Below are 13,988 nucleotides of genomic sequence, written 5' to 3'. Positions count from 1 at the left end.
TTCTTCTTAAAGATGATACGAACAAAAATAATTACCTTTACTTTACCAGTGTTTGCGGGAAAAAACAACTGTTATACGAAAACTTTTTTAAAAATAATTAGCGCTAACAAATTGAGGAAAATGCCTATGTCAATTGGTCTTTTTTTCTCTCTGAAAAGCTCACTTGATTTCGGCCGGACTCCTTCGCTTTATAGAGCTCCTGGTCAGCTATAATCGGTAATTGCTTGATGTCTGCACTCGTTCCATAAGAATAAGCACACCCAATTGATACCGTAGTGTGAATGGACATGCCATTTTTTAAATAAATCGGCTGATCTGCTATTTTTTTTCGTAAGCGTTCTGCAATCTGCCATGTTTTTTCAATTGTACAATTTGGTAGAAAGACAGCGAACTCCTCACCGCCAATCCGCCCAATATAATCAGAGCTTCTTGTGTTTTTAATCAGCCTTGTACCGATTTCTTTTAAAACGATATCTCCCTCATGATGCCCATATTGATCATTGATGGTTTTGAAGTAATCGATGTCTAGGTAAATAAGGGACATTTGATGGATAGGCTGCTTCAACTTCTTAGTAAAAGCATCACTTAATACCTCATCGAACTTCCGTTTATTTAAAACACCTGTTAAAAAGTCATAATGAGCTTGAAATTTATACAAATTTAACAGCTGATATGCTTTTGTTTGATGCTCTATGACATAAAAATTAAACAACCCAGCAATATATGAGAAAATCCAATAAGTAAAATGCAGTTGAAATGATGTCTCGTGCACGACCATAATAAACAGGCTTGTGGCCATCACATTACCAATCGTAATGGATAACAGCATTTTCACAACATGATTCATATGACGCTCTGCAATCAAAAAAGAAGAGGTTGCGATAAACATCATGGAAAAAATATTGATGGAAGAAGCGATGTTGGCTTCAATTAATAATCGGCCAATGATGACAACAAAGGCTGCAATCATTGTTTGAGCGATGCCTCCATAAAAGGCCGTTAAAATAAGGGGAATATGTCTTAAATCGATGATAGCTGGTCCTGTTTTAATAGAGAAGAACATCAAAAGGACACCGAGTAACCCAGAAAGCATGCCTTTGCATATTTGTCTGAGCAAGGTATCTTCTTTCTTTAGAAAATTCTCTTTAAACACAAGCATAAATAAATAATGGAAAGTGACAAGAATTGTTAAATTAATAAAGAGGTCTTTTAGCAAAATAGAATCACCTTTTTAAAATTACTAAAATTTGTTGCAAAAGAAAAGGGGAAAAAGGATAATTAATAAAAATTTTAATGATGAGGAATTGAAGAAAATGCGGGGAAAACGCTTTCCAGATCGAACGGACTGGCTTTCTTTTTTTGAAAAAATGCCAGATGCCGGATTTGAAAAAGAAATGCCGATTGAATATCAAGATTTGACGTTTCGATTCGAGAATCAGGAGGAGCGATTTGTTGTGAATATGTCGCTTGCTATGAAGGAATTTACCTTAAAGGTCGTTCGAAAAAAGACCGAATCTGTTTTGGGAATATATGATTTTAAAACAGTGCAGCATGTAGAAATAAAAAAAGATCGGAAGGAAGAAAAGGAACTTTTGCTGATATTAGAGCATCATGACGACTTCATCACAACAATTGAAATGACATTTTTACCTTCCTTTTGTCTCATGGTCAAAGAACATTTTTCTGGAGAATAAACAGGAGCCTCTTTTTATGAAGGCTCCTGTTTTGATTATTTGTGCTCGATGTCATTGATGACTTGCTGGATCGATTCATCATCCATCACATTCATCACACTTTCATCAATGTGAAGAGATTGCGCATAAGACTCTCTTGGCTGATGGGTTCTTGATGGTGCTTGGTGCTTGTTCGATTGATTTGGCTGGACAGCTGTGAATGCTTGCTTGATCATTTGTCCAACTTCACCTGTACTTTTTGATTCTTTGTGTGAGTGTGACTCATGGCGAGATGAGTCTTGGTGCTGATGGCTTGCGCCTTTCATCATTGAAGACATATTCATTTGTGTCATGCTTTTCAGCCTTCTTCGTAAAACCGGGGAGAATAATGCAATGATAGCTGTTGATACTGCGATCATTGCGCCAGTGCTCATACCTTTTCTTTTTCTAAACAAACGAATCCCTCCATTTGATCGTGATGATCTTTCATCAAGTTTAGGATGACCAAACACAGCTGAATTATGAATTCATTTTGCGGAAACAGAGGATGGGTGCATAAAAAGCCGGCTGGATGAAAAACCTATGAGCAAAAGGAGGGAATAATTGATGAATAAGAAATGGATGCTATCTTTACTGCTCGTGCCAACATTAATCACCGCTGGGTGTGGAATGAACAACCAAGGCGATGAGCGTAGAGGAACAATGAAACGGCAGTATGAAAATGTCACATATAAGAATGACAACATGAGACAGGATCAGCCAGATGTTCAAACACCTCAGAAGGTCAAAGTTGCAGATAAGGCGTCAGAGCTTGTAGCCAATATGTCTGAAGTGAAGACAGCGAACGTGCTTGTCACAGGAAAAAATGCATTTGTTGCCGTTGTACTTGAAGGCAATAAAAGCGGTGATGTGACGGACGATCTGAAAAAGAAAATTTCAGACAAAGTCAAATCAACGGATCAACAAATCGACAATGTGTATGTATCTGCTAATCCAGACTTTGTCGATCGTATGCAAGGTTACGGAAAACGTATTAAAAGCGGAGAGCCGATTTCAGGATTTTTCGATGAATTTACTGAAACGGTTAGACGTGTCTTCCCTGAATCAAAATAGCTACGACAAAAGCCGTATGTCATATGCGGCTTTTTTGTTTGGAACCGCACCTCGCGCACCTGACTGCATAAAGTAAAAAATATATCACCTCTTGTTGATCTTTGTTTCTTCATAGAAAGAGAAAGAGGGTGCAAGATGAATTCAGGTGGGGAGCAAATGAAAGCCAAGCCGTCATTGATCCATAAAAAACTTGTAGGCGGAATGATTGCAGCAGGTCTGATTTTTTATGCTTTCACCGCGTACTTGATTTATGTTGCGTTTCAGCTGACAGGACAATATTTGGAGCAGTCTTCTCCTAAAACGGTTATCACGGAGGGACTCAATAAGCAAGTCTATGAACATATTCGAATCTACTATTCAGAGGAAGAGGATGCTTTTGTTGATCTGACCATAGAGGCCATGAAACAGGCAGAGAAGAGAACAGCATCAGTGTTTCAGTTTGAAGCTGACAGACCTTTAGATGTTATTTATTTTGATGATAAAGAGACGATCGAACAAATGGCTGGAATTAAGCATATAACCGGATTTTACTCTGATCATGATCAAATGATTGGGCTATATCCAGATAAACGAGAAGCATTATTGAAGAAAGAGACACTGCCTTTATACTTTTTCAATTCGCTTTTTATTCATGAGTATGCTCATTTTGTTTTCTATGAAAAGGTCCATTCATATGAAGTGTCTCCAGGAATTTTTCCGCTTTGGTTCCACGAAGGAACAGCAGAATGGACGGCCTATGACGTGTTGAATGCTACGTCTGAACGCTTCGACGTGATTCCTTTTCAATCTCTTCATTCTGATCAAGACTGGCAGAACTCTCGGGTAACGTATGAAACTGATGTCTATTTACAAAGCTATTATATGATCTATGAATTGGTGCAGCTTTACGGACGAGACGTCATACATGAGATTATGGAGGAGACTGCGAAAACGGGCCAGTTTGCTCGCGGCTTTGAACAGGCGACGGGGGAGAGACTCAAAGATTTTGAAGAACAGTTTAAAGTGATGTACCAAAGAAAAAACGGCTGACCAAAGAAGGGGGTCAGCCGTTTTTTTAATGAAGAGGCTTTTGTTGATCGGCCTTGCTAGAAGGCATTTGAACTTGCCCCTGAAGTGGTGCAAAAGCTGATGTCATGGCTGTCATATCTTGTTTGGAAAGCTGAGGAACTTGATAGTAGCCATGCTTGTTTTGATACAAGAAAATTTCATATGCCATTTCGATAAAGTTCGGAATCTGCGCAGCAAGCACACGTCTGACAACAGGATTTGTTACTTCTAATGCGGACATGGAAAGTAACCCAGCATGTGATTTGACTAGGCTGAGCATATGTCCTGTGATCCCTAAGTCTTTTACATCCTGTAATGACTGATTCGGCTTCTTCGGCTGAGAAGGTTTGATTCCGTATGTCACTTGTGTGTGTTCTTTCATCATATAAGTAGCAGTTTCTTCACTAGGCTTTTGGCCGGTAGAAAAACAATCTACAGTGACATTGTACTGGGATAAAACGAATTGATATTGTCGATCCAGGATGTCGGATAATGCAGGATCTTGAATGAATTGCCGCAAGATCATATATTGATCCAAAATATTAATCGTGCCGGCTAAAATTTCATGTAAATCGAATAACTCATGCCCGCCATGGTTGAGCTCAGGCTGCTGAGCGCTTCCTTGAAACATTGGTTGCTGATCGTTTTGCATTGAGATTCCTCCTTCTGTTTATACAATCTGTTTTAATGTGAGGATGTTTTCACGTTTTCATGCAAAAAACATTATTTACAATTAGAGGGTTTTCTTCCTTTTTGTCGAAAAAAAGTATCAGACGAATGAACATGGGGGTACCAGATGCAGGACAAAATCATTAATCGTTTGATAGAAGACGAACATGTGCAGGCACCAGTGATTGGCATCGGTGTTTCGCCGTTTGAACAGCATCATCTTGAGGCTTTTTTTCAATCGTTTCCACATGAATTAAATGCCTCTTTTATTGTTGTGCAAAATCATGTGACAGGCGATTGTATAACAGATTTGGAAGCACTTGTTTTACCGATTGGCTACCGGGCAAAAACGATTAAACATGGTGAGAAAGTCATGAAGAAGACCATCTATTTTTGTCCGCAGCATGCGGCTGTGACGTTAACAGAAGATCATCGGCTGCATGTATCAGAGCAGCTGCCAACAAACAAGGCATGCTCTGTCGACTCGCTTTTTAAGTCACTTGCCAGTGTTCAAAAGGAAGAGGCATTTGCGATCTTTTTTCAAAAAGGTCATTGTGTGGGGAGTGGATTGCTTCAGTTGGTTGAGCAAGGTGGTACAGCCTTATCGTGCAGTGAGGTAGAGAGTGGTTTTGACAGCATGTATCATCACACATTCAAAGATCCATCTACCCTTGCGGCATATATGGCCAATATCATTAATGTCCCGCATGCTGATGAGACAGACCCAGCTTTACTAAGAATCATTGAACGTCTTGAAATGTATAAAGGAATTGCCTTTTCAACCTATGAAAAGAAAAGGCTGCTTTCTGTCATTCAAAAACGGATGCGCGCTGCAAATCAGCCGATGTCATTATTAGCAGAGTACGATCGTTTATTAGAAAGAGAACCAGATGAGCTTGATCGCCTGCACGTCCAGCTTTTAAGCGGCACGACTACTTTTTTTAGAGATATGGAAGCTTTTCGTATATGTGAACAGAAGATCATACCATCAATCATTGACCATTTGATGAGCAACGGGAAATCTCGCTGCCGAATTTGGATTGCGGGATGTTCCACAGGGGAAGAAGCCTATTCTTTTACGATTTTATTTTTAGAAGAAATGAAGCGAAGAAATGTGTCCATTGAACTTCAAGTCTTTGCGACAGATATCAACCGAAAAGCCATTCAAATAGCTAGTAAAGGTCTTTACTCGAGAGAGTCAATGGCAAGCATACCGGAAAAATGGCGGGCGCGATATTTCGAAACAAAAGGTGACGCTTTTATTGTGAAGCAGTCGCTTAGAAAACATATTGTTTTTGCTCCTCACAATTTATTGATTGATTCACCTTTTATCTACCTCGATTTTATCAGTTGCCGAAATGTTCTGATGTACTTTGAGCCAGAAGTACAAAAACGAGTATTATCCCGATTCCAATATGCTTTAAAAGATCAAGGGATGTTAATATTAGGGCCCGATGAAACTGTCCCCAATATCCCTCGATTGTTTCAACTGTTCAATGAAAAGTGGAACATTTACACCCATTCAAACATTTCTACATCTAGTGTACATGACGCTCGAGATGCCAAATTACAAAAGCGAGCCGCACAATATATGCAAGAAGTGAGCGAGGATTATGATGCATGTATGGTCATCAATGATGGTAACAAAATCCTGGCGATGTCAAATGGGGCCTATTCTTTCTTAGACCACAAAGAAGTGTCAGATCAATCATGTGAATATGTAACGCCTGATTATTTGAAAGAGATGTTGAGTCAAACCTTTCAAAAGGTGTGGACAGACGAGACGGAGGTTGTGTTTCAGCATGTTCTCATTTCGGAAAAAGGCAGAAAGCAGTATGCGGATTTTACTGTAAAGAGTTTTGATCGCCGTTTTAAAGGAGTATACGTCATTCTCATTCGACTGAATGAGAGAGGAAAAAATCAAAAGAACGGCAGGGAAAAAGGGATGCCAGATCAGAATTCAGTCTATCAGCAGCGTATTGTCGATTTAGAAAATGAACTCAATGAAGTAAAACAAAAGGAGCAGGAGGCAAGGGCTCAATTAAAAGCGAAAAACACGCAAATAGTGCAGCTTGAGAAAAAACACGAGCATTTCATTAATATCATAAACAACTTAAGGGTGACAAGGGAAGAACTGTACAGACCTTCTGTTAAACCAGAGCTTGCGACGTTGTTTGTGGACCGGGACATGAATATTCGCTACTACACTCCTACAGCTGCCTCTTTATTTACTTCAGCTCAAATAAGGCACCAGCAATCCTTTCAGTCGCTGGCCAAGAAGCTCACGCAGGAAACGCTCTATCATGACATACAATCCGTTATCTCGGACAGGCGCGTCATCGAACGAGAAATTGAAACGAATGAAGGCGAACAATTCACTGTTCACATCACACCTAACTTTGATCAAGATCATGAGGGAGCGGTGATGACGTGGATTAAAATGACGGAAATGACAAAAATCAAACAGGCACTCCATCTAGCGATAACAGCACTGGATAACAGCCATATCCATATTGTTGTTGCAACTGAGGAAGGGGTCATCCAATGCGTGAATCAGCGCTTTTGCCAGTTTGTACAGCAGCATGAATATGACCTGATCGGCAAAGATATCTTTTCTGTCTATCATGCGCTGTGTCAATGTGATGATTTAGAAAAGCAATGGGACGTTTGTTTAAAAGAAGGCAGCTGGACAGGTGAGCTGTACTTTCAGGATTTATCAGGCCGTGAACGATGGGAGAGAGTCTCTTTACACCGAATTGATGATCCTGACAAAATGCAGTCAACTGTGATGCGGATTTCAGAGGATATTACGAATCAAAAGCAGTCAGAGAAGATGCTGATGAAGTCAGAGATGCTGTCCGCAGTGGGTCAGCTTGCAGCCGGTATCGCCCATGAGATACGGAACCCGCTGACATCGTTAAAGGGATTTTTACAGCTGATGATTCAAAGTAAGAAATATCAGAAGGATTATGCAGATGTCATGATGTCTGAATTTAATCGGCTCGAGGCCATTATTAATGAATTTCTTGTGCTTTCTAGAAGCAAATCGGTGAAATTTGAGCCGGTTCATGTCAATCTTCTGCTCGAAGAAGTGATCATGGTCGTTGAATCACAGGCGGTTTTAAAAGGCGTGTCTATTCAGAAGAATTTGTCTCCGTCGCTGCCAAACATTCAAGGTATACCGAATGAGCTGAAACAAGTTTTCTTAAACATTCTTAAAAACGGTATTGAAGCGATGGATGGTGTGACAGGTGTCATTCAGGTCACATCCGTATTGGAACATAATCAGATGATGCTGATTTTTGAAGACCAAGGAAAGGGCATACCAGAAGACGAAATAGGGAAACTGGGTGAACCTTTTTATACAACGAAAGAAAAAGGGACTGGCCTTGGTTTAATGATGACCATTAAAATCATTGAAAGCCATGGCGGCAGCATTCGTTTTGAAAGCAAAAGCTTTGAGGGGACACGAGTAATTATTACGTTTCCAATGAGCTAACAGACATAAGATTTACAAGAAATCCATCTACCATCAATATTTACTTAGTACACTATGAGAGATGAAGCTCAGAAGGGGAGAGGTCTAATGAAACGTGTTCGATCCATTCGAATGATCTGCTGTTTGGTTTTGGTGATCTTTAGTCTGCAATCCTTACTGCCTGGCATGATCACAGCAGAACAAGCCAGCGCGTCTGAAAAGAAGGAAACGGTATGGAACCAAAAGAAGCCAATCAAAATCAAGAAAGCCCGCCAGCTGATCGGGGAGACGGTGACGGTGAGCGGAATTGTGACAGCAGATCAATCTGCTATAGGCAATGGGAAACTCTCAACATACATTCAAGATCAATCAGCTGGAATCAATATTTATTCAGCACAGCAAAGCAATTTCCCAGAACTAAAAGCGGGCATGAAGGTGACAGTATCGGGTAAGATCACGTCTTATAAAGGACTGATTGAAATTGTGCCAGATCGAGACCGCCTGAAAATCGATGGTGTGAATCAAACCTTACCAAAGCCGAAGCGAGTCTCACTGAAACAACTAGAAACGGATCAGGCACGTAAACATGAAGGAAAACTTGTGAAGGTCAAAGGCTATGTTGAATCAAAACCAGAGCAGCCGGCTGGTGGTGGATACAATGTGATGATCATTGATAAAAAATATCACAGCACCATCCTTAGAGTGATGGTGGATACAAGTGCCATTGATGAAGTAAAGACAGGGAAATGGTATGAGTTTACAGGAGTGTTAAGCAGATATGATACGCTGCAGGTGCTTCCAAGACACAAGGGTGATGTCAGCCTGCTGAAACGCCAGCCAAAGCCGCCAAAAATCAAGAAAGAATATGCGGCAACGGTTGACCGGGTGGTAGATGGAGATACGATTCATCTAAAGAAGCCTGTGCTTGGTACAACAAAGGTGCGCTTTGTGAATATGGATACGCCGGAAACGTACCATAAGCCAAAAAATGAATTAGATCAAAACCAGCTGCGTTTTGGACAGAAGGCGGCGGACTATTTAAATACGCTTCTTTCAAGCGGAGATAAAGTCACATTAAAGATCGGTCCTGAAGCGAAGGACGGCTACGGACGTCTTTTAGCTCAAGTGAAAACCAAAAAAGGGGTTAATACGAATTTAGAGCTTGTGAAAAAAGGATATGCCCCTACGTATTTCATCTGGCCAGTTGGAGATGAAAAGGACTATCAGACGTTCCAAAAAGCTGTCAAAGAGGCGAAAGAAAAAGGGCTGGGCATTTGGAATGAAGCGGATCCGCTGCTGGAACAGCCGTTTGAATTTAGAGCACGTGAACAGAAAAAAGGACTGACACGCTATGTCGGTGATTCATCGGCGAAAACCTATGTATCGCCTGACAGCTGGAAAGAAATCGCTGTAGATAAACGCATCTTTTTTGCTTCAAAAGAAGAAGCAGAACAGGCTGGCTATCAGCCGGCAGAAGAAGCTGGGGAAGTCCCATTAACCATTTTAAGCATGAATGATTTACACGGGAAAATTGATCAACAATATGAACTGGACCTGAAAGGTGATGGTAATAAAGGAACGTACGGACGGATGGATTATGTGGCGGCTTATATGAAACAAAAACAAGCAGCACACAAAAATACGATCACAGTCCATGCTGGAGATATGATTGGCGGCAGCTCTCCAATATCTTCTCTTCTTCAAGATGAACCAACAGTTGAACTCATGGAGAACATTGGCTTTGATGTTGGCACGGTTGGCAACCATGAATTTGATGAAGGCGTGGACGAGCTATTACGTATCATAAATGGTGGAGATCATCCTAAAGGCACAAAGGGATATGATGGACAGAATTTTCCGCTCGTTTGTGCAAACTGTGAATACAAGGAGACAGGCAAACCACTTTTACCTGCTTATGAAATCATGGATGTTGAAGGAATCCCTGTAGCATTTATCGGTGTTGTGACAAAGTCAGCCGCCGGAATGGTGATGCCAGAAGGGATTAAAGACATTCAATTTACAGATGAAGTCAAAGCCGTGAATGATGCTGCGAAGGAATTAAAACAAAAAGGGATCAAAGCCATTGCAGTTTTAGCTCATATGACAGCCTCCCAAAATGGAGATACCATCACTGGGGAGAGTGCAAAGCTTGCCAAAGAAGGCGATGATGAAATTGATGTCATCTTTGCAGGGCATAATCACGAAGTGGTAAACGGAGAGGTCAATGGGAAATTAATTGTTCAAGCCTTTGAATACGGGAAGGCTATTGGCGAAGTCAATGTAACGCTTGACCGCAAAACGAAGGATATTGTCAAAAAGAGTGCAAATATCCAGTATGTAGACCAATCTGGTATTGAAAAGGACAAGGAAGCAGCCGGCATCTTAGCTCATTACGGGAAAGAAGTTGAGCCGATTATTAGTGAGGTAGTTGGAGAAGCCGGTGTCAAAATGGAAGGCGGCTATTCAAATGATGGAGACACGCCGCTCGGTAATTTGATTGCCGATGGTATGAGATATTCTATGAAAAGTGATTTTGCCATGATGAATGGCGGCGGGATCAGGCAAAACCTTGAAAAAGGGCCGATTACGTGGGGAGATCTGTTTAATATTCAGCCTTTCGGCAACGTCTTAGTGAAACTTGAGATTGAGGGGAAAGACTTGGCTGAGATTATAGAAGCGCAAATTTCACCTCAATTTGGACCAGATTATAGCATTTCGGGCTTTTCATATTCCTATGATCCGGTAACATATAAAGTAGTCGACTTAAAGCTGCCTGATGGTTCATCCGTTGCGCCCGATCAAACATATACACTCACCGTGAATAACTTTATGGCAACTGCCACTGGCAGTAAATATGCGCCGATAGGCCGGCTGGGGAAAAATCCCGAAACAGGTCCAGAGGATTTAGAAGCCACTGTCGCTTTTGTGAAGAGCTTTGAAGGAGCTTCTATTGTGTATCAAAAAGAGGGTCGAATTCAAAAAGCAAAACAAGAAGAAAAAGCAGCAAGCTAAAGAGAGTGAATCATCTAAGAGAAATGTAACAGGCAAAGGAGTTTAAGCATGAAAAAGTGGCTTGCACTTACTGTGATGACAGCAGGAATAATCTTGCTCGGCTGGGGAATTTGGCAAATCGCCTCTACGCACCTTCAAACGGCACAATCATTAGAAGACGCGAAGAAGGCAGTAGCGGACGATCAAGGGATGTCAAAGAAGAAGTTTTCTCCTGAAATAGGGAAAGCTTCTGGCATCCTGACGATTCCGAAATTAAAAGCGGACCTGCCCATTGTCGAAGGGACAGATGCAGATGATCTTGCCAAAGGAGTCGGGCATTACAAAGGCAGTTATTACCCTGATCAGAAGGGACAAATCGTCCTATCTGGCCATCGTGATACGGTATTTCGCCGAACAGGTGAGCTGGATATTGGGGATCAGCTGAAAATCACTGTGCCGTATGGTGAGTTTGTTTATGAAATTACGCATACGAAAATCGTGGATCAGCATGATACTTCCATTATTACTTTGCAGAATGAAAAGGAAGAGCTCGTGTTAACGACATGCTATCCATTTCATTTCGTCGGCAATGCACCAGAGCGGTACATTATTTATGCAAAAAGAGCGTCTGTCTAAAGAAAAAAGAGCCTGCTTATCAATAGCAGGCTCTTTTTTAATGAATGATCTCGTCCATGAGCTGAGCCATATCTAGTGGAAGCGGTGCTTCTATGCTCAAGTGCTCACCTGTAAAAGGATGTGTCATGTCTACTTGTTTGGCGTGCAGAGCACATCTGTTGATATGAGTGCGAGCCCCGTCATAAAGTGTATCCCCGGCTAATGGATGCCCGAGACTGCTAAGATGGACACGAATTTGATGTGTTCTTCCGGTCTCTAATTGCAGCTTAACAGCTGTCATTTGCAGACGTTTATTGGTGTCCATAACCTGAAAATGAGTCACAGCACTTTGACCAGTAGGAGAGATTCTTCGTCTGACAGCATGATGCTTATCACGTCCGATCGCTGCATCGATAGTGCCTTTCTTTTTCTTGAAAAGTCCTTCTGCGATGGCGATGTATGTTCTGCGGATCGTTTTTTTAGAAAGCATTTGATCAAGCACAGCATGAGCTAACCTATGTTTAGCAAAAATGACAGTGCCGCTTGTATCTTGATCAAGCCTGTGAATATGTCTCACCCGTTTCTCTTCGCCATTTGCTTGAAAATGGAAGGCCACAAGGTTAGCCAGTGTGCCCGTTTGTCCCTTTTCATTCGGGTGCGTTGGTCGTCCAGCGGGCTTTTGCACAATCAATAAGTGCTCGTCCTCAAAGAGCACCTCTAATTCACCATATTCTGGCGTCACATCACTCTCTTCCGTTTCAAATAAATCGATCAAGATGTGATCGCCTGTACTGACTTTTGCCGCGTGATGGGCAGGCTTTTGATTTAATCGTATTTTTTGGTGCTCCATCCAAAAATGGATAATTGGTTTTGAGGCCGACACGGCTGTTTTTAAAAACTGACTCAGTGAAATGTCATGATGCTGCTCACCTGCTTTTAGCGAGAGCGTGTGTCCTTTAATGTTCATGAAATCCGTTCCTCTCTTTGGGTATATATAGGAAACACTTACCTTGGCGAACGCCTTTTTTTCTGTGCTATTCTGAATGGAGAAATAACGACAGAGAGGTAGATGTCACGTGAGATTAATGAAAGCTGCTACAGAACTGCAGGAGCAGGCGATTGGAGAAATATCAAAGGATGTAGAAGAGCTTCTATCCCATACTGGCGGAGAACAGTCCGCCGCGCGTCAAAAAGAACAACCGCTTACCTTTGTTGAAGGAGTTTATAACGGAACGATGGACGATGCTTTTCGTATTTTATCGGGACTTCAGCTATTACATACCATTATTGTCAAACCTAAACGCCATATTACAAAGCGTGATCGTGAACTATTCGAGCGAAACCGTGAGCAGGTCAATGCATGCGGCTTTTCTTTTCCGTTTGATTTAGACGATTTTTCCAGCCGCCGCCTTCAAAATGCGTAAAAGTTGGTGTGAACTTCCTTGTTAACTTACAAGGCTGCCGCACATACTATTTTTAAGGGAACGGAGAAACCTTTAAGATCTGTAATACCAAACCCGCTCTTTTTCAACATTGCCTATTTCTCCACGAATCGGAGCGCTTGGATCTCTTGCAGAATGAACCGAACACGGGTAGGAGCCTGACAAAATGGTACAGGCTCCTTTTATACATAATTATTTTAGCAGACATTCATCTTTGAAAGTCAATTTTATTCACGATATGATAGCATTGAGTATCATAATAAAGACTTTCGTAAAAAAAGGAGTGGCCTCGTTGGTAAAGGCGATTATATTTGATTTTGATGGATTAATTTTAGATACAGAAACACATGAATATGAAGTCTTGCAAGAAATGTTTGCGGAGCATGAGTCGGAGCTGCCTCTTTCCGTATGGGGCAACGTCATCGGGACGCAGGCAGGCTTTAAGCCATTTGAATACTTGGAAAAGCAGCTGGGAAAGACGCTTGATCATGAGGCACTCACAGCGGACCGGCGTTCTCGTTTTCAAAAGAGAATGAAGGACGAATCAGCAAGACCTGGCGTAGAAGCTTATTTACAGGCAGCGAAGGAGCTTGGGATCAAGATTGGACTTGCTTCCAGCTCAGACTATAAATGGGTGTCTGATCACCTGAAGCAGATTGGTCTTTTCGATTACTTTGAATGTATCCGCACGTCAGATGATGTGGAAGAAGTCAAACCTCATCCAGAGCTTTATTTGCAAACCGCAAGCTGCTTAGGTGTAGAGCCAAAGGATTGTGTGGCATTTGAGGATTCAGTGAATGGGTCAGTTGCTGCCAAACGGGCAGGCATGAAATGCGTTATCGTCCCAAACAAAGTGACGAGCACGCTGCAATTTGAAGAATATGATGTCAGATTAGAATCCATGGCTGAAATTGAATTGCTCCAGCTATTCCATCAGCTTGAAAAAGAGGATCAGTAAGG

The 13,988-nt window shown here is 41.6% G+C and carries 12 protein-coding genes; 8 read left to right on the top strand and 4 right to left on the bottom strand.

Going from position 1 to position 13,988, the window contains the following annotated elements:
* Positions 1-124: 124 nt before the first annotated feature.
* Entirely contained in the window at positions 125-1,216 is a 1,092-nt protein-coding gene (locus tag JVX94_RS09925) for a GGDEF domain-containing protein (RefSeq protein WP_205185485.1), read from the bottom strand.
* Positions 1,217-1,313: 97 nt separating this feature from the next.
* Between JVX94_RS09925 and JVX94_RS09920 the strand changes: the two genes are divergently transcribed.
* The gene (locus JVX94_RS09920) at positions 1,314-1,694 is read left to right on the top strand and encodes a hypothetical protein (protein WP_095408062.1); all 381 of its coding nucleotides are present in this window, start codon (positions 1,314-1,316) and stop codon (positions 1,692-1,694) included.
* Between the two features lie 35 nt (positions 1,695-1,729).
* On the opposite strand, the gene JVX94_RS09915 is transcribed toward JVX94_RS09920, so the two are convergent.
* On the bottom strand, positions 1,730-2,128 hold the full coding sequence (locus tag JVX94_RS09915) for a spore coat protein (protein WP_111291903.1): 399 nt from the start codon (positions 2,126-2,128) through the stop codon (positions 1,730-1,732).
* 151 nt (positions 2,129-2,279) lie between these two features.
* Here JVX94_RS09915 and JVX94_RS09910 point away from each other — a divergent pair, with 151 nt between their 5' ends.
* Positions 2,280-2,786, top strand: coding sequence for a YhcN/YlaJ family sporulation lipoprotein (locus tag JVX94_RS09910; protein ID WP_034282294.1), 507 nt, complete (start codon positions 2,280-2,282; stop codon positions 2,784-2,786).
* A 156-nt stretch (positions 2,787-2,942) separates the two neighbouring features.
* Positions 2,943-3,815 (top strand): hypothetical protein, encoded by an 873-nt coding sequence (locus JVX94_RS09905; protein WP_111291928.1) that lies wholly within the window; start codon positions 2,943-2,945, stop codon positions 3,813-3,815.
* Positions 3,816-3,840: 25 nt separating this feature from the next.
* Here the strand turns inward: JVX94_RS09905 and JVX94_RS09900 are convergent, their stop codons facing one another.
* Positions 3,841-4,485 carry a spore coat protein gene (locus JVX94_RS09900; RefSeq protein ID WP_048240201.1) on the bottom strand — a complete coding sequence of 215 codons (645 nt, stop codon included), beginning with the start codon at positions 4,483-4,485 and terminating at the stop codon, positions 3,841-3,843.
* 144 nt (positions 4,486-4,629) lie between these two features.
* On the opposite strand from JVX94_RS09900, the gene JVX94_RS09895 reads away from it, so the two are divergent.
* From JVX94_RS09895 to JVX94_RS09885, 3 genes are all read left to right on the top strand, one after another.
* Positions 4,630-8,001: a CheR family methyltransferase gene (locus tag JVX94_RS09895; protein WP_205185482.1), complete on the top strand. Its 3,372-nt coding sequence runs from the start codon at positions 4,630-4,632 to the stop codon at positions 7,999-8,001.
* Between the two features lie 87 nt (positions 8,002-8,088).
* Positions 8,089-10,992 (top strand): 5'-nucleotidase C-terminal domain-containing protein, encoded by a 2,904-nt coding sequence (locus JVX94_RS09890; RefSeq protein ID WP_205185479.1) that lies wholly within the window; start codon positions 8,089-8,091, stop codon positions 10,990-10,992.
* Positions 10,993-11,040: 48 nt separating this feature from the next.
* Positions 11,041-11,607 (top strand): class D sortase, encoded by a 567-nt coding sequence (locus JVX94_RS09885; protein ID WP_095408068.1) that lies wholly within the window; start codon positions 11,041-11,043, stop codon positions 11,605-11,607.
* A gap of 37 nt (positions 11,608-11,644) precedes the next feature.
* Here the strand turns inward: JVX94_RS09885 and JVX94_RS09880 are convergent, their stop codons facing one another.
* On the bottom strand, positions 11,645-12,553 hold the full coding sequence (locus JVX94_RS09880) for an RluA family pseudouridine synthase (RefSeq protein WP_205185477.1): 909 nt from the start codon (positions 12,551-12,553) through the stop codon (positions 11,645-11,647).
* A gap of 109 nt (positions 12,554-12,662) precedes the next feature.
* Between JVX94_RS09880 and JVX94_RS09875 the strand changes: the two genes are divergently transcribed.
* Together JVX94_RS09875 and JVX94_RS09870 are read left to right on the top strand one after the other, a co-directional pair.
* Complete coding sequence (locus JVX94_RS09875) at positions 12,663-13,010, top strand: DUF5365 family protein (protein WP_205185475.1); 348 nt, start codon at positions 12,663-12,665, stop codon at positions 13,008-13,010.
* A 310-nt stretch (positions 13,011-13,320) separates the two neighbouring features.
* Positions 13,321-13,986 (top strand): HAD family hydrolase, encoded by a 666-nt coding sequence (locus JVX94_RS09870; RefSeq protein WP_041089572.1) that lies wholly within the window; start codon positions 13,321-13,323, stop codon positions 13,984-13,986.
* Positions 13,987-13,988 lie beyond the last annotated feature (2 nt).

It is taken from the genome of Bacillus sp. PDNC022 (assembly GCF_016919285.1).
GTDB classification, from domain to species: Bacteria; Bacillota; Bacilli; order Bacillales; family Bacillaceae; genus Bacillus; species Bacillus safensis.
This window is presented reverse-complemented; position numbering and strand designations above follow the sequence as displayed.

Bases quoted from the DNA above. Each gene is read 5' to 3' on its own strand.
- JVX94_RS09880 (WP_205185477.1), bottom strand. From the start codon at position 12,553: ATGAACATTAAAGGACACACGCTCTCGCTAAAAGCAGGTGAGCAGCAT.
- JVX94_RS09910 (WP_034282294.1), top strand. From the start codon at position 2,280: ATGAATAAGAAATGGATGCTATCTTTACTGCTCGTGCCAACATTAATC.
- JVX94_RS09900 (WP_048240201.1), bottom strand. From the start codon at position 4,485: ATGCAAAACGATCAGCAACCAATGTTTCAAGGAAGCGCTCAGCAGCCT.
- JVX94_RS09890 (WP_205185479.1), top strand. From the start codon at position 8,089: ATGAAACGTGTTCGATCCATTCGAATGATCTGCTGTTTGGTTTTGGTG.
- JVX94_RS09895 (WP_205185482.1), top strand. From the start codon at position 4,630: ATGCAGGACAAAATCATTAATCGTTTGATAGAAGACGAACATGTGCAG.
- JVX94_RS09920 (WP_095408062.1), top strand. From the start codon at position 1,314: ATGCGGGGAAAACGCTTTCCAGATCGAACGGACTGGCTTTCTTTTTTT.
- JVX94_RS09905 (WP_111291928.1), top strand. From the start codon at position 2,943: ATGAAAGCCAAGCCGTCATTGATCCATAAAAAACTTGTAGGCGGAATG.
- JVX94_RS09885 (WP_095408068.1), top strand. From the start codon at position 11,041: ATGAAAAAGTGGCTTGCACTTACTGTGATGACAGCAGGAATAATCTTG.